The 23156-nt window shown below is 47.9% G+C and carries 21 protein-coding genes, 1 tRNA gene and 2 pseudogenes; 13 read left to right on the plus strand and 11 right to left on the minus strand.

All coding sequences use genetic code 11. The features are described from left to right. Nucleotides 1–83: 83 nt before the first annotated feature. Nucleotides 84–428, minus strand: a complete 345-nt coding sequence (locus KP22_RS08200) for a YggL family protein (protein ID WP_039301239.1) — start codon at nt 426–428, stop codon at nt 84–86. A gap of 1 nt (nt 429) precedes the next feature. Further along, a complete protein-coding gene (gene trmB / locus KP22_RS08205; RefSeq protein WP_039323655.1) occupies nt 430–1149 on the minus strand; it encodes a tRNA (guanosine(46)-N7)-methyltransferase TrmB in 720 nt (239 codons plus the stop codon). A 164-nt stretch (nt 1150–1313) separates the two neighbouring features. Here trmB and mutY point away from each other — a divergent pair, with 164 nt between their 5' ends. The 4 genes from mutY to KP22_RS08225 all read left to right on the plus strand — a co-directional run bounded on the left by mutY (nt 1314) and on the right by KP22_RS08225 (nt 4961). Next, nucleotides 1314–2420 carry an A/G-specific adenine glycosylase gene (gene mutY / locus KP22_RS08210; protein WP_039301231.1) on the plus strand — a complete coding sequence of 369 codons (1107 nt, stop codon included), beginning with the start codon at nt 1314–1316 and terminating at the stop codon, nt 2418–2420. After that, on the plus strand, nt 2417–2689 hold the full coding sequence (locus tag KP22_RS08215) for an oxidative damage protection protein (protein WP_011092575.1): 273 nt from the start codon (nt 2417–2419) through the stop codon (nt 2687–2689). Before mutY ends, KP22_RS08215 begins: the two co-directional genes overlap by 4 nt. 52 nt (nt 2690–2741) lie before the next feature. Then, nucleotides 2742–3815 carry a membrane-bound lytic murein transglycosylase MltC gene (gene mltC / locus KP22_RS08220; RefSeq protein WP_039323659.1) on the plus strand — a complete coding sequence of 358 codons (1074 nt, stop codon included), beginning with the start codon at nt 2742–2744 and terminating at the stop codon, nt 3813–3815. A 69-nt stretch (nt 3816–3884) separates the two neighbouring features. Further along, a complete protein-coding gene (locus tag KP22_RS08225; RefSeq protein WP_039301225.1) occupies nt 3885–4961 on the plus strand; it encodes a helix-turn-helix domain-containing protein in 1077 nt (358 codons plus the stop codon). On the opposite strand, the gene KP22_RS08230 is transcribed toward KP22_RS08225, so the two are convergent. The 3 genes from KP22_RS08230 to KP22_RS08240 all read right to left on the minus strand — a co-directional run bounded on the left by KP22_RS08230 (nt 4924) and on the right by KP22_RS08240 (nt 8238). After that, nucleotides 4924–5967 carry an alpha/beta hydrolase family protein gene (locus tag KP22_RS08230; protein WP_039323661.1) on the minus strand — a complete coding sequence of 348 codons (1044 nt, stop codon included), beginning with the start codon at nt 5965–5967 and terminating at the stop codon, nt 4924–4926. The two genes, KP22_RS08225 and KP22_RS08230, sit on opposite strands and share 38 nt — an antisense overlap. A 216-nt stretch (nt 5968–6183) precedes the next feature. After that, entirely contained in the window at nt 6184–7017 is an 834-nt protein-coding gene (locus KP22_RS08235; RefSeq protein WP_156107269.1) for a phosphoenolpyruvate hydrolase family protein, read from the minus strand. A gap of 12 nt (nt 7018–7029) precedes the next feature. Further along, on the minus strand, nt 7030–8238 hold the full coding sequence (locus KP22_RS08240; RefSeq protein WP_039301220.1) for a Tm-1-like ATP-binding domain-containing protein: 1209 nt from the start codon (nt 8236–8238) through the stop codon (nt 7030–7032). Between the two features lie 289 nt (nt 8239–8527). Here KP22_RS08240 and KP22_RS08245 point away from each other — a divergent pair, with 289 nt between their 5' ends. Both KP22_RS08245 and ansP read left to right on the plus strand, forming a co-directional pair. After that, a complete protein-coding gene (locus KP22_RS08245; protein ID WP_039302790.1) occupies nt 8528–9157 on the plus strand; it encodes a TetR/AcrR family transcriptional regulator in 630 nt (209 codons plus the stop codon). Between the two features lie 346 nt (nt 9158–9503). After that, nucleotides 9504–10955 carry an L-asparagine permease gene (ansP, locus tag KP22_RS08250; RefSeq protein WP_039301217.1) on the plus strand — a complete coding sequence of 484 codons (1452 nt, stop codon included), beginning with the start codon at nt 9504–9506 and terminating at the stop codon, nt 10953–10955. A gap of 255 nt (nt 10956–11210) precedes the next feature. Here ansP and KP22_RS08255 read toward each other — a convergent pair whose 3' ends face one another. After that, nucleotides 11211–13388: an ornithine decarboxylase gene (locus KP22_RS08255; protein WP_039323663.1), complete on the minus strand. Its 2178-nt coding sequence runs from the start codon at nt 13386–13388 to the stop codon at nt 11211–11213. A 676-nt stretch (nt 13389–14064) separates the two neighbouring features. On the opposite strand from KP22_RS08255, the gene KP22_RS08260 reads away from it, so the two are divergent. Then, a tRNA-Phe gene (locus KP22_RS08260) sits at nt 14065–14140 on the plus strand. A 140-nt stretch (nt 14141–14280) separates the two neighbouring features. Beyond that, a pseudogene (locus KP22_RS08265) lies at nt 14281–14757 on the plus strand (tyrosine-type recombinase/integrase); the annotation flags it as partial. On the opposite strand, the pseudogene KP22_RS21605 reads toward KP22_RS08265, so the two are convergent. Beyond that, nucleotides 14753–14968, minus strand: a pseudogene (locus KP22_RS21605) (transposase); the annotation flags it as partial. The pseudogenes KP22_RS08265 and KP22_RS21605 overlap by 5 nt on opposite strands. 86 nt (nt 14969–15054) lie before the next feature. On the opposite strand from KP22_RS21605, the gene KP22_RS22375 reads away from it, so the two are divergent. The 4 genes from KP22_RS22375 to KP22_RS08275 all read left to right on the plus strand — a co-directional run bounded on the left by KP22_RS22375 (nt 15055) and on the right by KP22_RS08275 (nt 18324). Then, the gene (locus KP22_RS22375; protein WP_156107270.1) at nt 15055–15195 is read left to right on the plus strand and encodes a hypothetical protein; all 141 of its coding nucleotides are present in this window, start codon (nt 15055–15057) and stop codon (nt 15193–15195) included. A 456-nt stretch (nt 15196–15651) separates the two neighbouring features. Then, nucleotides 15652–16527, plus strand: coding sequence for a hypothetical protein (locus KP22_RS08270; protein WP_039323665.1), 876 nt, complete (start codon nt 15652–15654; stop codon nt 16525–16527). A 159-nt stretch (nt 16528–16686) separates the two neighbouring features. Then, on the plus strand, nt 16687–16812 hold the full coding sequence (locus tag KP22_RS22880) for a hypothetical protein (protein WP_269321085.1): 126 nt from the start codon (nt 16687–16689) through the stop codon (nt 16810–16812). Between the two features lie 714 nt (nt 16813–17526). Then, nucleotides 17527–18324, plus strand: a complete 798-nt coding sequence (locus KP22_RS08275; RefSeq protein WP_039308647.1) for a helix-turn-helix domain-containing protein — start codon at nt 17527–17529, stop codon at nt 18322–18324. A gap of 3 nt (nt 18325–18327) precedes the next feature. On the opposite strand, the gene KP22_RS08280 is transcribed toward KP22_RS08275, so the two are convergent. The 4 genes from KP22_RS08280 to KP22_RS08295 all read right to left on the minus strand — a co-directional run bounded on the left by KP22_RS08280 (nt 18328) and on the right by KP22_RS08295 (nt 21272). Next, nucleotides 18328–19023: a CidB/LrgB family autolysis modulator gene (locus KP22_RS08280; RefSeq protein WP_039323668.1), complete on the minus strand. Its 696-nt coding sequence runs from the start codon at nt 19021–19023 to the stop codon at nt 18328–18330. After that, complete coding sequence (locus KP22_RS08285; protein ID WP_039308642.1) at nt 19013–19429, minus strand: CidA/LrgA family protein; 417 nt, start codon at nt 19427–19429, stop codon at nt 19013–19015. Before KP22_RS08285 ends, KP22_RS08280 begins: the two co-directional genes overlap by 11 nt. Nucleotides 19430–19814: 385 nt before the next feature. Beyond that, nucleotides 19815–20159 carry an ATP-binding domain-containing protein gene (locus tag KP22_RS08290; RefSeq protein ID WP_425311581.1) on the minus strand — a complete coding sequence of 115 codons (345 nt, stop codon included), beginning with the start codon at nt 20157–20159 and terminating at the stop codon, nt 19815–19817. A gap of 144 nt (nt 20160–20303) precedes the next feature. Continuing rightward, nucleotides 20304–21272: a LysR family transcriptional regulator gene (locus tag KP22_RS08295; RefSeq protein ID WP_039323669.1), complete on the minus strand. Its 969-nt coding sequence runs from the start codon at nt 21270–21272 to the stop codon at nt 20304–20306. A gap of 260 nt (nt 21273–21532) precedes the next feature. Here KP22_RS08295 and KP22_RS08300 point away from each other — a divergent pair, with 260 nt between their 5' ends. Next, nucleotides 21533–23077, plus strand: coding sequence for a class I adenylate-forming enzyme family protein (locus tag KP22_RS08300; RefSeq protein ID WP_039323671.1), 1545 nt, complete (start codon nt 21533–21535; stop codon nt 23075–23077). Nucleotides 23078–23156: the final 79 nt, after the last annotated feature.

Below are 23156 nucleotides of genomic sequence, written 5' to 3' on the forward strand. Positions count from 1 at the left end.
GAGAAAGCGGCAATGTGCCCTTTGATGAGGCGGATAACGCCTGAGCCAGAATCAGCTCAGGCATTCCTTGATAAGACCAAGGATTACAGCAGGTGTTCCGGCAGATCCCACCAGATATCGAACAGATTGCTGACTTTCACGTCCGTCAGTTTCTGCTCTTCCAACCAGCGGCTAACCAATTGGCGATGCTCTTCGGTGCAGTGACCAATTTTTTGCAGACAGATCAGGCCTTCCCAGAGCAAATAACCGCTGCCTTCGAATGCCAGCCCTTTTGGTTCAATGACATCGTCGACGAACTTATCCATCAGCTTATCGATATCTTCCACATCAGTGCCTTCTGGAAAGCGAAAGCTGACCGAAAAACCTAATTCCTGAAACTCATCAATGTGCAGTTTTTTACGCAAACGACGGCTACGAGCTTGTGCCATTTTATTTTATCCTCTCAAACATCAGATCCCACACGCCATGCCCTAAACGCTGGCCGCGTGCTTCAAATTTCGTCAGCGGACGGGACTCCGGCCGCACAACGTACTCATTATTATCGGAAAGATTACGGTACCCGGCGACAGACGTCATCACTTCGAGCATGTGTTGCGCATAAGGTTCCCAATCTGTTGCCATATGGAACACTCCGCCAACTTTCAGCTTACTCTGCACCAGTTCGACGAACGGCACCTGCACGATACGACGTTTATTATGGCGAGCTTTGTGCCACGGGTCTGGGAAGAAGAGTTGAACCATGGACAGTGAACCATCAGGGATCATCTTCACCAGAACCTCAAGCGCATCGTGACACATCACGCGCAGGTTGCTGATTTCCGCATCCTGTGCGGCAGCGAGACAGGCCCCTACGCCCGGCAGGTGAACTTCGATACCGAGGAAATTCTGCTCGGGATGCTGTGCCGCCATCGTTACCAGCGATGCGCCCATCCCAAAACCGATCTCCAGCACCACGGGTGCATCGCGCCCAAATAGCGCGTTAAAATCTACCTGCTCGGTCTGATATTCCACGCCCATCACCGGCCAGTAGTTATCCAGCGCCAGCTGTTGCCCGTTGGTCAAACGCCCCTGTCGGCGGACAAAACTACGAATACGACGCATCGGGCGTCCGTTCTCATCAAACTCCGGTGAAATGACGTTGTTAATCATAAAGAGTGCTTACTTGCTGTCCGATTTCATTAAGGAAACGCGCATTATGCAAGGATACCGTGGTTTAGCAAGCCCACAGCCTCGGAAAGTTCCGGTTTACAGCACATTCACTCTGTGCTGGAATCGCTATCAAACTTTTACCTGTCGGATAGTGATCCCATTTTATGATGCAAGCGCAACAGTTCGCACATCAGGTGCTGGACTGGTATCAACGCTATGGCCGCAAAACCCTGCCATGGCAGCTTGAGAAAACTCCTTATAAAGTATGGCTATCCGAAGTGATGTTGCAACAAACGCAGGTCACCACGGTTATCCCCTATTTCCAACGCTTTATGGAACGCTTTCCCAACATCAACGCACTAGCGGCAGCGCCGCTGGATGAAGTGCTCCACTTATGGACTGGGCTGGGCTACTACGCCCGTGCGCGTAATCTACATAAAGCAGCACAGACCATCGTTTCACGCCACGGCGGCAAATTCCCGACTACCTTTGACGAAGTCGCCGCGTTACCGGGCGTTGGGCGCTCTACCGCAGGCGCAGTTTTGTCACTCTCTCTCGGTCAGCATTATCCCATTCTTGATGGCAACGTGAAGCGCGTGCTGGCACGCTGCTACGCCGTTGACGGCTGGCCGGGCAAGAAAGAGGTTGAAAAGAAGCTGTGGGCACGAAGCGAGGATGTCACCCCCGCCGAAGGCGTGAGCCAGTTTAATCAGGCGATGATGGATCTCGGCGCGATGGTTTGTACCCGCAGCCGCCCCAAGTGCGAGCTGTGTCCATTAAGTACTGGCTGCGTCGCCTACGCCAACCACAGCTGGGCACAATACCCCGGCAAGAAACCGAAGCAGACGCTGCCGGAGAAAACCGGCTGGTTCCTGCTGATGCAACAAGGCTCACAGGTTTGGCTGCAACAGCGCCCTGGCGTGGGTCTATGGGGCGGGTTATTTTGCTTCCCACAGTTTAGCGAACGTCAGGAATTGGAACTCTGGATGCAACAACGTGGTCTGAATCCTGATGGATTGCAACAGCTTGTCGCGTTCCGCCACACATTTAGCCATTTTCATCTGGATATCGTTCCGCTCTGGTTGAACGTATCGCAGACCGATCGCTCACAAAACAGGTCCTGCATGGATGAAGGTGCGGGTCTCTGGTATAACTTAGCGCAGCCGCCGTCTGTCGGACTCGCCGCCCCGGTAGAACGTCTGCTGAGGGAGTTGGCTCACCCACAGTCAACGCTTTTAAATGCCTGCGCAATTGATGAGGAAGAAGCATGAGCAGAACGATTTTTTGTACCGTTTTACAACGCGACGCTGAAGGGCAGGATTTCCAGCTCTATCCCGGCGATCTGGGTAAGCGCATCTATAACGAAATTTCTAAAGAAGCCTGGGCGCAGTGGCAAACCAAGCAAACCATGCTGATCAACGAGAAAAAACTCAGCATGATGAATGTTGACGACCGTAAGCTACTGGAACAGGAAATGATCAAGTTCCTGTTTGAAGGGAAGGACGTTCACATCGAAGGCTATACGCCTCCGAGCCATTGAGATTGCGGGCTTTCGAGCCCGCTTGCGTCCCTATTCCGACACGGCTTGTTATATGAAGAAAATGTTAGCTCTGCTAGTGATTGCACCACTGCTGGTTTCCTGTTCGGGAAACAAAGGGAATACCGACAACGAAGAGTTTCTCAAGGATACCAACGCCTTCGATATTTTGATGGGGCAATTTGCCAACAACATCGAAAATATCTGGGGGATTAATGAAGTTCTGATCGCCGGTCCGAAAGACTACGTAAAATACACCGATCAATATCAGACGCGTAGCCACATCAACTTTGATGCCGGTTCGATCACTATAGAAACTCTTTCGGCGACCAACTCCGTCGCCAGCCTGCGTCAGGCGATTATCACTACTCTGTTGATGGGTGATGACGCCAGTAACACCGATCTGTATTCCGACGCTAACGATATTCAAATCAGCCGCGAACCGCTGCTGTACGGGCAGGTACTGGATAACACCGGACAAGCGATCCGCTGGGAAGGCCGTGCCGCCAGCTTCGCGGATTACCTGATCCAAAACCGTCTGCAAAAACGCACCTCCGGCCTGCATGTTATCTGGTCGGTCACGATCCAGCTCGTCCCTAACCATTTGGACAAGCGTGCACACAAATACCTGCCGCTGGTGCGTAAAGCTTCTGAGCGTTACGGCATTGAAGAGTCGCTGATTCTGGCGATTATGCAGACAGAATCCAGCTTCAACCCTTACGCCGTCAGCCGTTCCGATGCGTTGGGTCTGATGCAGGTCGTGCAGCACAGCGCAGGCCGTGATGTCTTCAAGATGAAAGGAAAATGGGGTCAGCCAAGCCGTAGCTACCTGTTCGATCCAGAACAAAATATCGATGCTGGTACGGCCTATCTGTCAATTCTGAAGAACAGCTATCTGGCCGGTATTGAAAACCCAACGTCGAAACGCTACGCCGTCATCACTGCTTATAACGGTGGCGCAGGCAGCGTGTTGCGCGTCTTCTCCAGCGATCGGGATCGCGCCGTTGGCATTATCAACAACATGTCACCGAGCGATGTCTACCAAACGCTGACGACGAAGCACCCGTCTGGTGAATCACGTCGTTACCTGTACAAAGTGAACACGGCACAGAAAAATTATCGCCGTTAATTCACATAAGCCACAGAACGCCGCGCTACCGGTTTTACTCCGGCAGCGCGGCATCACCAGACGAACAATATGACCACGATTCCCTTACCGTTTATTACCGCATTTCTGCTGGTTATTTTGTTTTTTCGCATCCAGTTTCTTAAGATTCAGAATAAAGAAACTAAAAGACGCAATACCAAAGCAGAGGTGATATTCATCGGTGTGAGCTGTATTGCCCTGACATTGGTGGCGTTACGCTGGGGCAGTAATGTCGCTTTCCCTACGTTCATCCAGCCTGCGATTGCCGCATCAATTCCGTCGCTGCTATGGCTTTGCCTTTTCCCCTACAGCAAGCACGAACCTGACACCTTACCCCGTAGACGACAAGCGTTCTTCCTCCATTTGCTACCGCCTTTATTCACCCTTGGTGCAGGCGTAATCCAAAGTAGAACGACTATTCCGCTTATCGATATAACGCTGGTAAGTGTTTACCTCGGTTATGGAGTCTCGCTGGTTTACACCGCTCGCCATCAAACGACCGCCTCCATGTGGAAGAGCGCACCGTTTATAGCAGGATTGTATGTCCTTATCTCCGGCGCTATCGATCTGGTGATTGCACTGGATATCGCCTTTAACAACGGTAGTCACGCGGTAACCATCATTGCCGTATTCCACATTGTCATGCTGGCGATCCTGGCAATGCTTATCGTCACGCATTCTGCACGCCCGCAAGCTGAGCTTATCGTTACCGATAATCAGAAGCCGGAAGCGCCACCCGCTACCGATGATGAACACCAGTTGGCGAAAACGTTAGATGATTTCATTCGCACTCATGCGTTGTATACCGATCCGGGGATGACGCTTCAGCGCCTGAGCAGACGCATGGGAATCCCACTCAGACGCCTGTCCGAAACCATCAACCGCGTTCACGGCCGTAATTTCTCGCAGGTAATTAACGAATACCGAATCGAGGAGGCTAAGCGCCTTCTCAGCCAAACGGATGCGCGCATCACGGATATCATGCTGGAGAGCGGGTTTCAGACTAAATCAAACTTCAACCGAGAGTTTTTGCGGCTAACGGGCATGAGCCCTAGCGTCTGGCGTAGTCAGTACCCACTTCGGGAACAGGCTACCGTTTCCGCCACGCCGCCTGAAGAAAATCGCTGATATCCTTTGCCACTTCCTGATGAATCTGCTCACGCGAACGTTCACCGCCGTCGAGACAAATCATGCCGTCTCCTGGGTTCTCAGCATTGATGATCTCAACGGCACCCGGCTTACAAAGCTGCATAAAGCTAAAGTGCGTTGCGTCAGCAATTTCCTTATAGGCTGAATGCGCGGGTGACAGCTTCCGCGCCAAATTGTGGGATTCCAGCTCAGCGGGCAGCTCGTCATTGGGATACCCCGCCGCCATAATCAGGATGGGAATGTTTATCGCCGCCAGACTCTCTGCGGTAAACCCTCGCGCCAGCCCCATATCCAGCGAGACCACCGCGCTGATGCGCGGATCTGCAAGTGACTTATCAAGTTGCGCACGCGATGAGGCACTTTTTGCGATCTGCATCTTTTCATAGGCTTTGCAGGATGCTAGCCCGACATGCGTCAGACAATCTCGCTCAAATTGTTCTACGCTGAAACGCCCACCAGCAAGCTCAAGCACCGTCCATCCTCCTAACGAGTGCCCCACAGCCGCAATGCGCTTCGCATCAACCTGCCCCGTTTTCTCTGGCGTAGCGAGTAATGCCGTAATGACACGGCTGATGTCATTAGGCCGTTGCCACAGCTTCTGAGCGTTCTCCATCCGCATATCTTTAGTAGTGGTTCCTGGATGATTAGGAGCCGCGACAATATAGCCTTGTGTAACCAACGCCTGTACCAGCCAAAGCTGATTAAGCCAGTTCCCACCGTAACCGTGTGAAACCACAATCAAAGGATGTTCACCAGCTTCAGGCGCAGCATTTTGGCTCACGGCGATACCGGGAAAAACAACATTTCCCCCCACTGTCGTTATCTGTTGTGATGACGAAGCCGGATAAAAGACGGCGACGTCCAACGGCCGGTTATTGTCCCCATCGGCCAACGTTATTTGTTGAAATCCAATACCGGCATCCGCCATAACAGCAAAACTGAGTAGTAAGTTTGTGAGCAATCCTATCGTGATACGCCATGTCATATCTATTTCTCCGAAGTTTCTGCACTGTGAAAAACAGTATTTATAACAATGGCTTTCTTACCAATGCGACCTAAAACGCTATTTAGTACCTCTTCTTAATACACAAAAAACTACGGCCAGCATAAGCTGACCGTATTCCCTGATATTGGCGCAAAATTTACCCGTTTTTCTTCCTGCGTTAGGACGTCAGCTTAGGTATAGAGCCAAAAAAGTCTGTTAACGTTTAATTTTTTTGAATTGCTGTGTAGTCGCTGTTAACGCTGTTTCTGTCGGCAACCGCTCCATGGAGCTGGCACCGTAAAAACCATCGCACTGCGGGCAGTGATCCATAATGAACTGTGCGTCCTGCGGCGTTGAAATCGGTCCGCCGTGACACAGCACAATCACATCCTTACGCACGGCCTTCGCCGCATCCGCCCAGTGGTTAATCAATGGAACACAATCTGCCAGATTAAGCGCAGTTTCTGCCCCAATGTTGCCGCCGGTCGTTAATCCCATGTGTGGCACAATAATGTCCGCGCCCGCTTTCGTCATTGCGACCGCATCTTCCGCACTGAACACATAAGGCGTGGTCAGCATGTCTTTTTCATGTGCCAGACGAATCATGTCCACTTCCAGCGCATATCCCATACCCGTTTCTTCCAAATTGGCGCGGAAATTACCGTCAATCAGACCCACGGTTGGGAAATTCTGTACGCCAGAGAAACCCAGCGCTTTCAGGTCATCCAGAAACTTATCAAACTGACAGAAAGGATCGGTACCGTTCACCCCCGCCAGTACCGGCGTATGCTTCACAACCGGCAGTACCTCTTTAGCCATGTCCACGACGATCTCATTCGCGTTGCCGTAAGCCAACAGGCCAGCCAGCGAACCTCTCCCCGCCATACGATAGCGTCCTGAGTTGTAGATCACGATCAGATCGATACCGCCCGCTTCTTCACATTTTGCAGAAAGCCCCGTTCCCGCACCGCCACCAATAATCGGTTCACGGCGGGCGATCATTGCGCGGAATTTTGCCAGCAGTTCCTGACGATTTATGCCTGACATCATGCTTCTCTCTTCTTATTTCAATAACGCCCGAAACGCATCGACAGCCGCGTGGGCAAATAAAGGATCGTTGATATGGAAAGGCAGACGAATAATCTGTCGTCTTGCCGTTTGCTGGACGACGCTCTCCAGTGTACTGATAAACGCGTCACGCGCTTCTGGATGCCAGAATGCCTGATCCGGCGCATCCAGTGCGGAAAAGCCACCTTCTGGGATCAGGAAGCGAACCTCGCCTTCACAGCGGTTAAGCTTCTCTCCAATCCAGCGCGCCATCGCAATGTTCTCGTCTATCGTGGTACGCATCAGGGTGACCTGCGCGTTGTGGTTGTAGAACAGGCGATGTGCGTATTTCTCCGGCACGCTGGCAGGAGAACCAAAATTAACCATATCCAGCGCACCGCAGGATGCCACGTAAGGCACCTGCGTCTTAGCTATCGCATCAAACCGTTCCGGCCCACAGGCCAGCACGCCATCAAACAGTAAATCGCACACTTCAGTCGTGGTGAGGTCGAGCACGCCAGTGAGCAAATGGCTGTCCACTAGCTTTTCCATCGCTTTGCCGCCGCTGCCCGTCGCGTGAAAGACCAGACAGTCAAATTCCGCTTCCAGCAATTTACTGGCTTCCTGAATACAGGGTGTCGTGACACCAAACATGGTCAGGCCAATAGCGGGCTTATCTTCATGGTGTTCCTGAATATGAAACTTCACGGCTCCGGCAATCTGGTGCGCCGCGTTGCCGAGAACCTGACGAGAAATACGGTTCAGACCCGCCACATCGGTAACGGAATACATCATGCTGATATCGCTGGCACCGATGTAGCCGGAAATGTCGCCGGAGGCCATCGTCGAGACCATCAGCTTGGGCATACCAATCGGTAAAGCCTGCATGGCGGGCGTGATCAACGCCGTACCGCCGGAACCACCAAGACCAAGTACCCCGGCAATATCATCGCGCGACAGCATGAAGTGTTCGAATGCGATGGCCATGGCGCTAATCGCCCGCCCTCTGTCGTGGCTGAACACCGCCGACGCCCCCTCCGGGTGGTAAGAGGCCACCGTTTCTGCGCTGATATCTGTTGTATCCAACGTCAGTGAATGCGTTGACAGATCGACAGTGACCGTTTTCAAGCCCGTCGCGATAATAAGATTGCGGACATAAGCCTGTTCTTTCCCTTTAGTATCCGCTGTACTTGCAATATAAACGCTGCCAACTTCACTTCCCATTTGGTATCCCTCCCACCGTTAGCGAAACAATTAACATATTGATATAGTTAACAACTATAAGAAACCAAAAACAGAAAAGATTAATTTATCGCCATATTGAGACCTGAGTATCATAAAGACAAATCATTAAATACCCAAATGAGACAAAAGTCTCAAAATGTTATGTATGCCAACACATTACCAGTAAGAAAGCTTGACGTGGCACAAGAATCACTCAATTTGCTATAGTTCAGGCGATAACGCCGTGCTGCCTGATAGCTTGCGCCCAGAAAAATTCAATGAGGTCTATGTGATTGAACAGGATGAAAAACTGACATCAACACGGGCGAAAACCCGTCGTTTACTGATTGATACCGCCATGAATATGTTTGATCAAGGCATATTCCCTTCCATTACCGATATTGCCGCTGCGGCTCAACTTTCACGCGCGACCGCCTACCGTTATTTTCCCACGCAAAGCGCATTAGTTTCAGCCGTTGTTGGCGAAAGCCTTGGTCCGATTCTGGCTTGGCATCCGACACAACCAGACGCCAGCGAACGCGTTGCCGAACTGCTGCGTTTTGCTTACCCAAGGATGCTGGAGCATGAAGGTGCGCTGCGTGCCGCACTGCACCTTTCACTTCAACAATGGGCAGACCGCCGTTCTAATCGTCTTCATACCGATACGCTGACACGCGGGAATCGTAAACGGCTGCTCAAAATTGCCACCGAACCATTGGAAGGAAAAATCCCGCCAGACGCGCAACAGCGGGTGATTTATGCCTTATCGCTCATTTATGGTTCCGAAGTTTTTCTGGTACTGAAAGATATCTGGAATCTGGAGGAGGACAGCATTCAGGATGTCACGCAGTGGGTTGCCAAAGCCATTTTACGGCAGGCGGAAGAAGATGCCATGCAGGCCAATTCACAGAAAATTTAACGAAAGACAGTAACGCCGTATCTCGCTACGTTGCTGGCGCGGATACTAGCGGGTAATTCATCACCTTTTTCTGTTCATCCCGCCCCGGATATCCATTGCGTAGCTGGGGCGGTGAGGTTTATTTCCCGTTGAGTCTCCCACACGCCCTCATCCTCTGACACACTTTCCTTCTCTCCATTTTTTGCCACAGGACGCAGGAAAAGGTAGCATCGCTGCCGTTGTTTTCTGCCATGCGTTCAACGCACAATAAGAAATGTCGCAGGTAAAAACATAATCATTTGAGTTTTAAATAATAATAGCGAACGTCACCACGGGATGCGTGACAGACAGGAAAACACCGACATCAATGACACAACATACCTCTCCTCATAGCGAGCATCATGCCGCTGGGCAGAACCTCCACGAAAAGGGTTATCACCAAACTCTCGGCAATCGTCACGTACAGATGATCGCGATTGGTGGCTCCATCGGCACCGGACTGTTTCTTGGCGCGGGCGCACGTTTGCAAATGGCGGGGCCAGCGCTGGCACTGGTCTATCTGGTTTGCGGTATCTTCTCTTTTTTCATCCTGCGTGCACTGGGCGAACTGATCGTTCATCGCCCCACCAGCGGCAGCTTCGTTTCGTATTCGCGTGAGTTTCTAGGCGAAAAAGCCTCCTACGTGGCAGGCTGGATGTACTTCCTCAACTGGGCGATGACCGGGATTGTCGACATCACTGCCGTCGCACTCTACATGCACTACTGGGGCACCTTTGCCGATATCCCCCAGTGGTTGTTCGCGCTAAGCGCGCTGTCCATCGTCACGCTAATGAACCTGATCGGCGTGAAGTGGTTTGCCGAAATGGAATTTTGGTTCGCGCTGATTAAGGTCACGGCCATCGCCATTTTTCTGGTGGTCGGTACGGTCTATCTCGGTACGGGTAGCCCACTGGACGGCAACACGCCCGGCCTGCACCTGATTACCGATAACGGCGGCCTGTTCCCGCACGGCATTCTGCCCGCGTTGGTGCTGGTTCAGGGGGTGATATTTGCCTTTGCCGGTATCGAGATCATCGGGACCACGGCGGGCGAATGTAAAAATCCTGAGCAGGTGCTGCCGAAAGCGGTCAATAGCGTCATCTGGCGTATCGGCCTGTTCTACGTCGGGTCTATCGTGCTATTGGTCTGCCTGCTGCCGTGGAATGCGTATCAGGCTGGACAAAGCCCGTTCGTCACCTTCTTCAGTAAGCTGGGCGTTCCCTATATCGGTACGATCATGAATATCGTGGTGCTGTCCGCCGCGCTGTCCAGCCTGAACTCTGGCCTGTATTCGACGGGTCGTATTCTACGCTCGCTATCGCTGGGTGGCTCAGCTCCTGCCTTTTTGTCGAAAATGAGCAACCAATCTGTACCCTATACCGGTATTTTGGTGACCGTCTGTATCCACATTATCGGCGTGGTGCTGAACTACGTGGTGCCGTCTCAGGTGTTCGAGATCGTCCTGAATATCGCCTCGCTTGGCATTATCTGTTCATGGGCATTTATCATTCTGTGCCAGATGCAGTTGCGTAAAGCGATTCGTCAAGGGAAAGCCAAACCGGTTGCCTTCAGAATGCCCGGAGCGCCAGTCACATCATGGATGACGCTGGCTTTTCTGGTGAGCGTACTAGGACTGATGGCGTTTGATTACCCGAACGGCACCTGGACGATTGCGACGATTCCGGTACTGGCGACCATGCTGATTATCGGCTGGCGCGGGCTGAAAAAGCAGCGTGAAGCTGTGAAACTCGCCGACCAGCAGGGAGCCAGCCTGCGTTAAGACAGAAAAACTCAGGCTCGTTTCCGAGCCTGAGTTTGAGGTTGCTGACACAGTCCGTAGAGCGAGAGTAACGGATAGATCGTAAAGACGCTGCAAGCTCGGCTTGCGCAGATATGAATCTCATCCCTGAGATTCAGCCTTTCAGGGCCGTCGCAAGCGACGTTCAAAAACGTTCCTGACGTTTTTGTCCCTGGCGCAAACGCTTTACTCTTCTATTATTCCGTTACTCCCGTTTTCATTCGGTAAATAAGCTTGTCAACGGTCTGAAGATAAATGTAATAACTCTTCTACCACGTATCCGTACAGCCGTTTGCTGCCATCCTCTTCCGCGACGCTGTAAACGCCCTGCAATTCCGGTGAAAAGCCGGGCAACAGGTTAATCCCATCTTCCAACGCCAGAAAATAACGCTGTACCGCTCCGCCCCAGGCTTCCCCCGGTACGACACACAGCACACCCGGCGGATACGGTAACGCCCCTTCTGCTGCGATACGTCCTTCAGCTTCGTCGATAGGAATTAGCTCGATATTCCCGCGCACAAATTCCCTGTTGGCATCCTGCGGCAACATCGCCACTGACGGAAACTCGGTTTTGCGGAACATCGCTTTTTGCAGATCTTTCACATTGTGCTGAGAGTAAAAATCATGCATTTCCTGACACAGCCGACGCAGCCGATAACCACGGTAGCGCTCTTTGTATTTCTGATACAGGCTGGGCAACACTTCGCTCAGCGGCGCATCACGGGCGATCAGCGTTTCAAAATGCACCAGCGCATTGACCAGTTCCTGCATTTTGGCACCGTCTTCCGCTGGCGTTAACAGGAACAGGATCGAGTTCATGTCGCATTTTTCAGGGATGATGCCGTGCTCGCGCAGATAGTTGGCAAGGATCGTCGCCGGAATACCAAATTCGGTATAATCGCCGCTAATTGCATCAATACCCGGCGTCGTCAGCAGTAATTTGCACGGATCGATAAAATACTGATCCTCTGCGTATCCTTCAAACGCGTGCCATTTCTCGCCCGGTTCAAAGTTGAAGAAACGCACGTCCTGCGCGATCGTATCTGTATCATGATCCTGCCAGAGCGCCCCACCAACCGTTACAGGAACGAATGGCTTGATGAGCGAACAGCGAGTCAGCAGTTGCTTACGTGCCTCAATGCCCAGCTTCACGCAGTCCATCCACATACGACGCCCGCTGGCTCCTTCGTGCATTTTGGCATTGACATCCAACGCGGCGAACAGCGGGTAAAACGGGCTGGTCGACGCATGCAGCATAAAGGCGTTATTCAGCTGTTTATGGTTGCAAAAACGGCGCTGGCCTTTGATGTGCGTATCTTTTTTGTGGATCTGCGAGGTCTGAGAGAAACCCGCCTGCTGCTTATGCACCGATTGGGTGACGAAGATGCCCGGATCGTTTTCATTCAGATCCAGCAGCAGCGGCGAGCACTGCTCCATCATCGGGATGAACTGCTCATAGCCCACCCAGGCGGAGTCAAACAGAATGTAGTCGCACAGATGCCCGATGCTATCGACCACCTGACGCGCGTTATAAATCGTGCCGTCATAGGTACCAAGCTGAATGACGGCCAGACGGAACGGGCGCGGTTCGTTGGCGCGTTCCGGTGCAACTTCCGCAATCAGCTTGCGCAGATAGGCTTCATCAAAGCAGTGCGCATCCACACCGCCGATAAAGCCGAACGGATTGCGCACGGTTTCCAGATAGACTGGCGTCGCCCCTGCCTGAATCAGCGCACCATGATGGTTGGACTTATGGTTGTTACGATCAAACAACACCAGATCGCCACGCGCCAACAGCGCGTTCGTCACTACTTTGTTCGCAGAGGAGGTGCCGTTCAACACGAAATAGGTCTTATCGGCATTAAACACACGCGCGGCGTGCTTCTGTGCCTTCTTCGCTGCCCCTTCATGGATCAGCAAATCACCCAGTTTGACGTCGGCGTTACAGATGTCCGAACGAAAAACGTTCTCACCGTAAAACTCAAAAAACTGACGCCCTGCCGGATGCTTACGGAAGAACTGACCGCCCTGATGCCCCGGGCAGGCAAACGTCGTGTTTTTCATTTTGACGTACTTGGTCAGCGTATCGAAAAACGGTGGCAGCAGCGCATCCTGATAGGCTTTCGCCGCACGCTCCAGCACGCTCGCGTGCTCACCTTCATCATCAAGAATCAGCCATTCGCTGCCCGCAGGCAGAACATCTGACTCTTTATCTTCATCAGGCTCTTCGACAAACGCCGGGATGGTAAAACCGGTGTTCTGCAATATCGACAGGATACCGCTACGGGCTTCCTCAATAGAAACCACGACCGCCGCCACATCAGTGAAGTCAGTCTGACTCAACGCGACAATCTCACGCGTCGTGGTTAAACGGGTGGCAACCGCTGCATTCGCCGCAATTTTTAACTGTTTCATGTAACCAAACCCAAACGGTTAAGGGTAAATGTACGTGCCTGGAAGACACCGTTCAGGGATAACAATCCCGACCAATCACAATGCCAATCAATAACGACAAGCGTATGATCCCTACAGGTAAACTGTAGGCTAAGAATGGAAAAACTGGACCAGCACCATCCGATAGACATCAGTAAAAGCAGAGCCGCACTCTATTTTTACTCATGCCTAACAGCGAGCGAACGAACGCCTCACCGCATGGTGAAAGAGGATAATCGACGGGAAGAAAAGTAAACCGCGCAGTGGTGACAAGAAGATACACGCAATGACGTCATCAACGAGCTGGCGCGAGCGTTCTGCACCATGAGCAATGAATCTGACATATCGGCGATCCTCTTTTAGCTATACGCTAACTACGCTTAAAGGGACGTTCAGGTGAACGAGACGTTAAAAACCGCGCAATAGTGGCATTATTCTTCATCAAATTCAACAATGCAGCCCGCGTTCCACGTGGTAAAAAGTGCAACGAAACATGCAACAAGGCCCAGAAATAAACATTACCACGCTAAGCGTGCTGAAAGGATCGCCAGAAATTGGCTAGCAAATAATACAATTGCCTGAAAATAGCGCAGGCATTCCGCTTTGTGACAGAAACCCGTTGACGCCACGCGGCCAATACGGTTTAATGCGCCCCGTTGCCCGGATAGCTCAGTCGGTAGAGCAGAGGATTGAAAATCCTCGTGTCCTTGGTTCGATTCCGAGTCCGGGCACCACCTTTCCTTTTTTATGCCTCCTTATCAATCCCTATGTTGTTGTGATTCAATAAGTTGGCGTGAGAATCTTTTCCGATGCGTTTTGATTTATCCCTTCGTATCGGGGAATTTGTGGGTCAGATTGCGGGTCATTCAGTTCGATGAACGGGAGTGACCCTCATAGGTTAACTGACAGCAAAGTCCGATCCGCGAAACCCCTCGCAAAATCTTACAAACTCACTGACTCGCAAGGCCTGTACCTCACGGTATCCACCCGCGGCGCTAAGCTATGGTATTTCCGCTATCGCTTCGGCGGTAAAGAAAGCCGTCTGGCCTTTGGCCCCTACCCTCAAATCACACTGGCAGAAGCCCGCGAAAAGCGTGATGCGGCACGTAAGCTATTGGCGTCCGGCATTAGTCCTTCTCAACTTCGCAAAACGAACAATCCCACCGTTGAGGAATCCCACACCTTTCAATATATCGCCACTGCATGGCACAGCAGTTGCCTCAAGCTCTGGTCGGACGCGCACGCCGATAAAATTCTCACCAGCCTGAAACGCTACGTTTTCCCCGCGATTGGCACGCTGGATATCGCTCAGGTTGAAACCCGACATCTGGCACAGTTGGTTAAGGCGATTGGAGGGTCAGCCGGAAAACGCGCTTAACGACCAGAACGGTCGTGATGGCAAGGTCTGAATAACGCAGAGGTCTGCCTCGTGATGAGGGCGTTGCTGACTCGTACCACACCTGAATGGCTTCTTCGTCCAGCCAGAAAGTGACGGAACCACGATGAATGAGGGCTTTATTGTAGGTCTTCCAGTTGGTGATTTTGTACTTCTGCTTTGCCACGGCACCGCCTGTATTATCAGGATGATGCGTGATCTGATCCTGCCGTTTGGCAAAAGTTCGATTTATTCAACAAAGCCGAAGACGATATGAAAATCAAAGGGCTGGAAATTTATGGAGAGCCTGGCCAGTTTGCAGGTTCATCTAATGACGATGGTACTCATGCAGGGTTTGAGGTCGCACTGCCGAAATTTATCGAAAGCCTGCAAACGGAGTACAGAGGGGCATGATGGACTTCATATTAATATTCGTCTTATTTTTATTTATTATCGGCAGCTAAATAAGTTGAATAATTAATAGATAACTCAGTGTTCCCTCTTGTGATTATTGATAATTGCAGGTGTTAATGTAAACATCAAGATCAGTTTGATATGTTATATCGGTTTTTTATTATCAATGTATCTGGTCGGTTTTTTATCACCAGGGATGCTAAAGTGTGATTTTTCTATATGTTTGAAATACATAGCTAACAATTTATTGAAAAAAATTACTTTTTGTTGCCAGAGTTTTTAACTACATATCATATATTTGGCAAGTGTTTTTCTTTAATAATTCATATTCTAATTATTTTTTATTTTATTGTTGTTTTTTTGGATGGTATGTTGTTTGATTGGTTGTGTTGCATGCATTTAAGGTTTGAAATATTTTTAATTCTATTTTTTGTGTGTATAAAGGAGAACGTGAAAATGACAATGAGAATAAATGTAATAATCCAAGAAAATATTGAAAATAGTGTGGTTAATGGTAGCGGTATTACATCAGGTATTATTACAGATGTAGAACGCCGCACATTTAATCTTGAAGATACTCAGTTGAAAAGAGCATGCGGATTACTTGTCGGAAAAGAACCCACGGATGCTTTCTTGCGCAGCCCAACACCCTGGAATGATCTTTTTGTTACTTATAATTGGGCTCAAACACAAAGAAATACCAGTGTCAGAACAGCTAGGTTCGTGGGACATAATGCTGTACCTGAGTTGGTTTCAGAGAAAGAACTAGTAAATAACAGCTCTATTGGTGCAACCTTTAATGCAAATCTATCTACAACTGTATCTAATACGGTGTCATCTAGTTGGTCATCTTCTCATTCAATCTCTGTAGGACAGGAAATTGAATATAAAATATTGGGGATTGGTGGTAGCACATCTTTTGATTATACGCATGAGTGGGGAGTCGGTGGTGAGCAATCACAAACTATCGAACTAAGTACTGGTGCAGGTGTGGAAGTTTACCTCGAACCTGGTCAGGCAGTTAGCGCACAGATGGTCGCTAGTAGGGGAAATGCTCAGGTTGCTATTGAATATCTGTCATATTTAACGGGTGGTGCAGCAATGAATTATTACCCTCGTTACGACGGACATCATTTTAGATGGCGTGCTATTTCTCGTATAATGGATGTTGGGGGTATATCCAATCAAGTAATAACGAGGGAGAATTTAAATATTTCTGTATATTCTAGTGCCCGGCTGGAATTGATAGATATAAAAACGAAAAAACTATTAAGAACATATTATTTGGGGGATATCTTATCTGTGGGGGAGGCGAATGCTCAAGATGATTGAGTCTAAAACTTTTAGTGTCTATCCTTGATAATAAATAATCTGTTCTTTCTCCTGTAAATTAAATTTCTCATCACTGATATTCAGTTGTTTGTCGTCTCTGGTTCTCGGTTTTTGCAAAGTAGTGGCGAAAACCGTTAACCAAAGGTAAGGATTTGAGGCATGACAACTGAGTCCTCTGTTACAGATACCGTAATACCATCGTTCACTAAAACTCAAGAAGATGATCCGTTTGCTGAAGAGGTTAAAATGGGTGTTGAGAAGTACACCGCAAGTGGCGGGACCTAATCTACATAGCAAAAAGCACCCTCGAAACGAAAGACATTTCCGGATTTTTACACAATGACTGGATCGTTCAACCGATCCTTAACTGATCGGCATTACGCCCCCAAGAAGTCGTTTTTGCGCGCGGCGCATCGTCATTGGGTGACGACGCTGTACCAGGAAATATCTCAGTAGCCACTGAACAAAGCCCTTTCAAATATAATAAGGTATGTACAGTGCTAAATACGGAGAAGAATGACGATATTTAACTCAATATCGCCATATGAAAATTTTGTTTTGCTACCACTTAAAACAGTCGACTTTCAGGCTTCTGCCACCATTTGATGCGACCCAACTTCCATTAATAATGGATAAATCAAAGTTGCCACTGCGAGTATTGGGATGCCTACGCTGCCATTCACTTTGTTCACTACTATCCTCGACGGTACATTCATTACCCATCATTTTCCCTTTAACTTTTTATTCAATAAGTTAGAAAAAGCTACTCGCGACTAAGGCCTTGATGTTGCAAAAAATAACCTGCTGTTGTCGGCAACGTAATGTATGCATCACGCGGCGAATAATCTGTTACGAAAAAAAATGATTACGCCGATGTATGGGTGGTAACGTGTTTGTCTCTGTCAGAAACCTGCCGATTACCCGCTAATTATTCAATAAACCCGCCTTGCCGGCGTTACGCTATCAAGACAAATTTCATCGAGTTGAGGTCAGGTTTTTATGTGTTGTTTGGTCGTGTCATCCCCCAGCCAGCCAATTGCTGGGCAGCCAGCCCCAGTGCTGCTATCGCTACCGCGTCCGGTGTATTTCCGCAGTTATACATTGAGAAAAGAGACGGAAGTGGAGTTGCATCAACACCCGTTTGCTGAGTTTCTCTATGCGCGAGAGGGAAGCATGCGGGTGGAGATTGAAGGTAAGACGATGATTGTTCCGGTGTTGTATGGCGTTTGGATCCCTGCCCATGTGCCGCATCGTATTTTGGCAAGCAGTGATGTGCTGTTGGAAAGCCTCTACATCGAATCCAATTTTGCAGCTATAGACCATAAAGGCTGTAAAGTTGTGATAGTGAGTGATTTCATCCGTGAATTTATCCACTACGCGACGGGACACGTGCCGGAACAGTACGCTCCTGAAGGAAATGATGCTCAACTTGTGCGAGTGTTGATTACGTTATTACAGCAACTGCCAGATGCAGGCTTATCGCTGCCGTGGCCTTATTCTCCTTCGTTGATTAAAGTTTGTCACAAGATACAGCAGGCCCCGGATGAAGCCCACAGCATTGAGCAATGGTCAGCGTTTTCCGGCATGTCGGTGCGCACTTTCTCCCGCCATTTCAAAAAGGAGACCGGAGTCGCGTTTAGTGAGTGGAAGAAACGTATGCGACTGCTTGAGTCGGTAGTGATGTTAAAAAGCAATCGTAGTGTCACGCAGGTGGCGCTGGATTTGGGATATGCCAGCACCGCCTCGTTTACCTTTGCTTTCCGCCAAATGTTTGGCGTGCCGCCGACGCGCTATTGATGGTTATCGTGCAAGCGCGACTAACAGCGGGAACAGCAGTGGTGCCATCAGTGAAGTGATAATGCCGCAAATCACTAATGCCAGTGAACTAAATGCGCCTTCTTCGTAGTCCAGTTCCGCGCAGCGGGCGGTACCGAGCGCATGTGACGCCGTCCCCATCGCCAGACCGCGTGACGCCTTGGTGTGAATGTGTATGGCGTTAAGCAATATGTGCCCAAATACGGCACCGAGTATACCGACAAAAATGACACATACGGCACTGATAGCGGGAATACCACCGATGCTGCCGCCCACAGCCATCGCAATGGGCGTAGTGACTGATTTCGGCATAATGGAAGCAGCAATTGTTGGCGTCGCCCCAAGACTGAGTGCGATCCAGGTGCCACTCACCATTGCCGTCATACTGCCAATAAAGCACACAAAGATAATCGACTTCCAACGCATGCGGATTTGATGCAACTGTTCGTATAGCGGAAATGCCAGTGCCACCACTGCCGGTTGCAGAAGACTATTGAGTACTGAACTGCCACGAAAATAGTGTTCGTACGAAATATGGCCGATCAGTAGAAATGTAATGATCACCACCATGGAAACCAGAAGCGGATTTAACAGCGGTGAATTCAAACGTATTGCCAACAGGCGAGCCAGAAAAAACACCACTAGCGTCAGCGGCAGCGACCAGACGATATCATAGAGCATGATCTATCCCTTTTTGAGTTTTCGTGGGATGGTGGGGCGACTGGCGTCGGTGAACTAAATGCGAACACGCACTTACGGTGATAAGCACCACCAGCGTACTAACAGCACAAGAGACAACCACCGGAGCGAACTGCGCACGTAGAAGATCGAAATATTGCATTACGCCGACGCCTACAGGCACGAACAGCAGCGCCATATAGCGGATCAACTGATGACAACCTGGTTTGACCCACTGCGCTGGAATAATCTGCAATGACAGGAGCAGAAACAGGATCAGCATACCGATGATGCTGCCGGGTAGCGTAATAGGTAGCAGTGCAGACAGCCCGATGCCGAGGTATAAACAGGCATAAATCAGTAGAAATGCTCTGGCCTGATGCAAAAAGAGGATTAAGAACGTCTTCATTTGGGTTACAACCACGTCTAGAAGGGAATTATGGCGTTGATTATCCCCCATCTTGTTGTGGCGCTTATTTTGAAATCAGGACGATATATATCGAATAAAAGCCAGTTTTACAGAAGTGTTCTTTTATCACTACCGAAAGCGATCCTCACAAATCACTCGATCATTCGACTGCCCCGTCATCACTGCACTCATCGCAGTGATCAACGCCTGACTCGTTGGGGTATGAGCGGACAGCAGACCCTCAATCACAAAACCATTCACTAGCACGGTCAAAGCCTGGGTCGTCTTCTCATCAGCAAATCGCCGTATAGTATCGCGAAGCACCTGAGTAGATGCCTCACTGTAGAAGCTGAAAACCGAGCGTCGCAATGCAAGAAAATAGAGCTCATAGCGTAAGCACGCCGGTTTTAGTTCCACACACTTTTTGAGATTTCCGGGCTCTGGTGGTCGCCACATACTGCAAATTGGTTTCATCCGTTCTAGCCGCTTCAGATAGCAACGGGTCGGTAATATCCGAGAAATCATCGTTTAAAACCACCGTATCCCATTCAAGTCCTTTGCTACGATGCGCGGTCGACACCACAACATCGGCGTCTTTTTCATTCGTCGTCGCCTGACGGCATAAGACCTGTAATTTTTGTGGGAACGGAAAGTACTTTTTTTCGTCATTAAAAACCAATTCTGCACTTTGGAAATTTTTAGAGTTAAAATATTTAGCTACTGACCAAATTCAAAAAATAACAAACAACGAATTATTGTTATCCGATAAATACTTTGTCGATAGGAAACATCATTCACCTAAACCACGCCACCATCTAGCGAACTCAGTTCTGACGGAGTGAACTTGCGGCAAGTTTAGCACGATGATGCAAAGCTATTTATTAACACTCTCTGACACTAGCAATCTACAATTATGATTATTAACAGTACATTTGTCATTTAAGCACAGCCCTGCTAAACCTCTACTAGATAAATCTAACTTCACGCATTCTAGCAAGGAAGACAAATCATTAGCACCATCACTACTCTTCAAAAAATAATATCCTTTACCTGAATAAAAAGCACATTTAAATGGTGTTAATAAAACGCCATCAATTAATTCATCATAAACCATACCAATATCAACAACCGCTATTCCCAATCCTTTTATAACAGCATTAATAGCTGAATCCATCGACTCAAATTCATACTTATTGATAACTTGAAACCGCTCTTTCAAACGCGCTTCTTCACACCAAAAAAACCAATCTAACTCTCTTGATTTAACATGGACAAGATCAATTCGGATTCTATTATCCTTTTCAAAGAGATGTAACAATTTTGGAGACACAACAACAATTAAACATTCTGGTGAAAGTAAAGTACAGTCCCATTCATTAGAAAATTTACCATCTCCATATTTTACTGTTGCGTCATGATGCTTTGAATCGATCGTAGGATAAGAACATTCATCGTTTATAGTTTCGACAGTGACTATTGGGAAGCCATCTTGATTTTTATATTTCCTTAAGACAGGAATGAACTGGCGTATAGAGAAAGTATATGGACTACTTATAGTTAATACTTTTCCGGCACGGTGAATATTTTCGCATGCCTTGCTTAGTATTTCGAATGCATGGCGAAGATCCCCAGCAAAAGACTCACCTTCTTTAGTTAAAAAAACCTTTGGTCCCTTACGATAGAAAAGCTTCCTGCCAAAAAAAATTTCTATCGTATTTATGTGCTTGCTAATTGCACTTTGTGAAATAAATAACTCACTCGCAGCCAAAGTGAAAGATTGATGCTTGGCTGCTGATTCAAAAGCCTTTAATGCGTAAAGAGGAGGGATATTAGTCCAGTCCATTTATTCATCTCCATTATATAAAAACATCCCAATAAACGCACACTAGCTATCTCTTACTTCAAAATCATTGACCATGAGAATAATCTCAAAAAAAACCATAAATTAAATCATGAAAAAAAAGAATAGTAACAATAACTATTTTCCCATTTTTAAACCGATAAGTATCATCTATAAACAAAAGTAAATATTACTTCACAAATCTCGCAACTCAGTTACTTAGTTTACTTTATTAAGTTTTATATGGAGCAATGGAAGCAACTATGAATACTTTCTCATCCTTTAGAAAGCACGCTCTTTTGCACTCAAAGGAAATAGCAGTAAAGTCAATGAATCACAATATATCTTTTTTTAATTTACTTTTTTTAATCCAACGAATAGCCGCAGGATTTAAGAATGCCAAGATAATAAAAGGAGACCGAATTTCCATCCACATGGGAAACTGCTTTGAACTTATAGCCACATATTATGCCTGTCTGAAAACTGGAGTTATCTTTGTTCCTCTCAACCTAAAATTGTCAACTAAAGAAGTAAAAAATTTAATTCAACATAGCTCATCCTGTGCATACATCGGTGATAAAAAAAGATTTTATGAAACAAAAAAAGAAATTGAATCATGCACAACGCTAGAAAAAAAATGGGTAATCGGTCTCAAAAGTGAAGACAAAGAAAATAATACATATGATTGGGAAGACATCATATCACAATCTTATGATGATTCAGAAGATAATACTTACACGGACGACATCGCATCTATATTTTATACATCAGGGACGACAGGACACCCCAAAGGCATTGTTTATTCACAAAAAACACTAATTGATGCTATCAATTTAACAAAAACAACCATAAACCCCAAGCCTTCCAAAGCAGATGGTGATAATCCAGCTATTCTTAGCTTAGTCGATCTCATCAGCCCATGGAGTATACTTATTACTCTCGCTGCTCTTCACAAGGGTTATTCAGTACTATTATTTTCAGAAATCGACATAGAAAATATTACAGAAAAATTAAATGAAACAAAGCCAGTATGGATTGCAGGAACACCTTCAAACTTCCATAAAATTCTTAAAAAAGCAGAGAGGAACAATAATTCACTCGATCTTAGTGAAACGGTTTGTGTTGCGGGGGGGGATTCCTGCGCAACAGAAGTAAGCCAGAAATTTTTCGAGCTTTTTGGTTCTCGTCTTCAAAGCTCTTATGGGCAAACAGAATTAGGAGGACCTGTAATATACCATCACGATCTTTACGCTATCAACGAACCTTCTATCGGTTGGCCTCTACCTGACGTAGAAATTAAAATAAAGGAAACTCAATCAAGTGGTGGAGAACTTCTCATTCGTTCTCCGGCGAAAACCATCGGGATTTGGAATGGACATGATATTGAGCGATTTCCTTCTGATCGATGGCTCGCTACCGGTGATCTTGTTCGACTGGGAAATAATAAAAATTTAATTTTTCTCGGGAGAGAAAAAGAACAAATAAAAATAGAGGGCTATCCAGTATACCCAATAGAAATTGAGCACATTCTTATTCAACACAACGACATCGCCGCCTCAATAGTATTTAGCATCCCAGACAACTTAGCTGGGGAACGTATTATTGCATTAATTCAACAAAAAAAAGACCACTCAATTAATGCAGAAAAAATAGCATCATACTTATCCGATAATCTTGCTCATTACAAAAACCCATCTGAATACATTTTCATTAAAGAAATACCTATCAACGCCACGGGAAAAATCAGCCGTAGGAAACTATCAGATGAATACCATTCATTGAAGAGTCAGGAAAAAAATAACGTCTGACGTTATAAATAAGCAAGCAATATAAAAACCTTATGATATTTATTCATAAACCATGAATAAATAACACCAATAACATCTA

The organism is Pectobacterium betavasculorum (assembly GCF_000749845.1).
GTDB lineage: Bacteria > Pseudomonadota > Gammaproteobacteria > Enterobacterales > Enterobacteriaceae > Pectobacterium > Pectobacterium betavasculorum.

Coding starts and splice junctions, on each gene's coding strand:
- KP22_RS08240 (WP_039301220.1), bottom strand. CDS start 8,238: ATGGGAAGTGAAGTTGGCAGCGTTTATATTGCAAGTACAGCGGATACT.
- KP22_RS08200 (WP_039301239.1), bottom strand. CDS start 428: ATGGCACAAGCTCGTAGCCGTCGTTTGCGTAAAAAACTGCACATTGAT.
- KP22_RS08300 (WP_039323671.1), top strand. CDS start 21,533: ATGAATACTTTCTCATCCTTTAGAAAGCACGCTCTTTTGCACTCAAAG.
- KP22_RS08225 (WP_039301225.1), top strand. CDS start 3,885: ATGACCACGATTCCCTTACCGTTTATTACCGCATTTCTGCTGGTTATT.
- KP22_RS22375 (WP_156107270.1), top strand. CDS start 15,055: ATGAAAATCAAAGGGCTGGAAATTTATGGAGAGCCTGGCCAGTTTGCA.
- KP22_RS08295 (WP_039323669.1), bottom strand. CDS start 21,272: ATGGACTGGACTAATATCCCTCCTCTTTACGCATTAAAGGCTTTTGAA.
- KP22_RS08270 (WP_039323665.1), top strand. CDS start 15,652: ATGACAATGAGAATAAATGTAATAATCCAAGAAAATATTGAAAATAGT.
- KP22_RS08235 (WP_156107269.1), bottom strand. CDS start 7,017: ATGATGTCAGGCATAAATCGTCAGGAACTGCTGGCAAAATTCCGCGCA.
- mltC (WP_039323659.1), top strand. CDS start 2,742: ATGAAGAAAATGTTAGCTCTGCTAGTGATTGCACCACTGCTGGTTTCC.
- KP22_RS08230 (WP_039323661.1), bottom strand. CDS start 5,967: ATGACATGGCGTATCACGATAGGATTGCTCACAAACTTACTACTCAGT.
- ansP (WP_039301217.1), top strand. CDS start 9,504: ATGACACAACATACCTCTCCTCATAGCGAGCATCATGCCGCTGGGCAG.
- KP22_RS08280 (WP_039323668.1), bottom strand. CDS start 19,023: ATGCTCTATGATATCGTCTGGTCGCTGCCGCTGACGCTAGTGGTGTTT.
- KP22_RS08215 (WP_011092575.1), top strand. CDS start 2,417: ATGAGCAGAACGATTTTTTGTACCGTTTTACAACGCGACGCTGAAGGG.
- KP22_RS08285 (WP_039308642.1), bottom strand. CDS start 19,429: ATGAAGACGTTCTTAATCCTCTTTTTGCATCAGGCCAGAGCATTTCTA.
- KP22_RS08255 (WP_039323663.1), bottom strand. CDS start 13,388: ATGAAACAGTTAAAAATTGCGGCGAATGCAGCGGTTGCCACCCGTTTA.
- KP22_RS22880 (WP_269321085.1), top strand. CDS start 16,687: ATGACAACTGAGTCCTCTGTTACAGATACCGTAATACCATCGTTCACT.
- KP22_RS08275 (WP_039308647.1), top strand. CDS start 17,527: ATGTGTTGTTTGGTCGTGTCATCCCCCAGCCAGCCAATTGCTGGGCAG.
- mutY (WP_039301231.1), top strand. CDS start 1,314: ATGATGCAAGCGCAACAGTTCGCACATCAGGTGCTGGACTGGTATCAA.
- trmB (WP_039323655.1), bottom strand. CDS start 1,149: ATGATTAACAACGTCATTTCACCGGAGTTTGATGAGAACGGACGCCCG.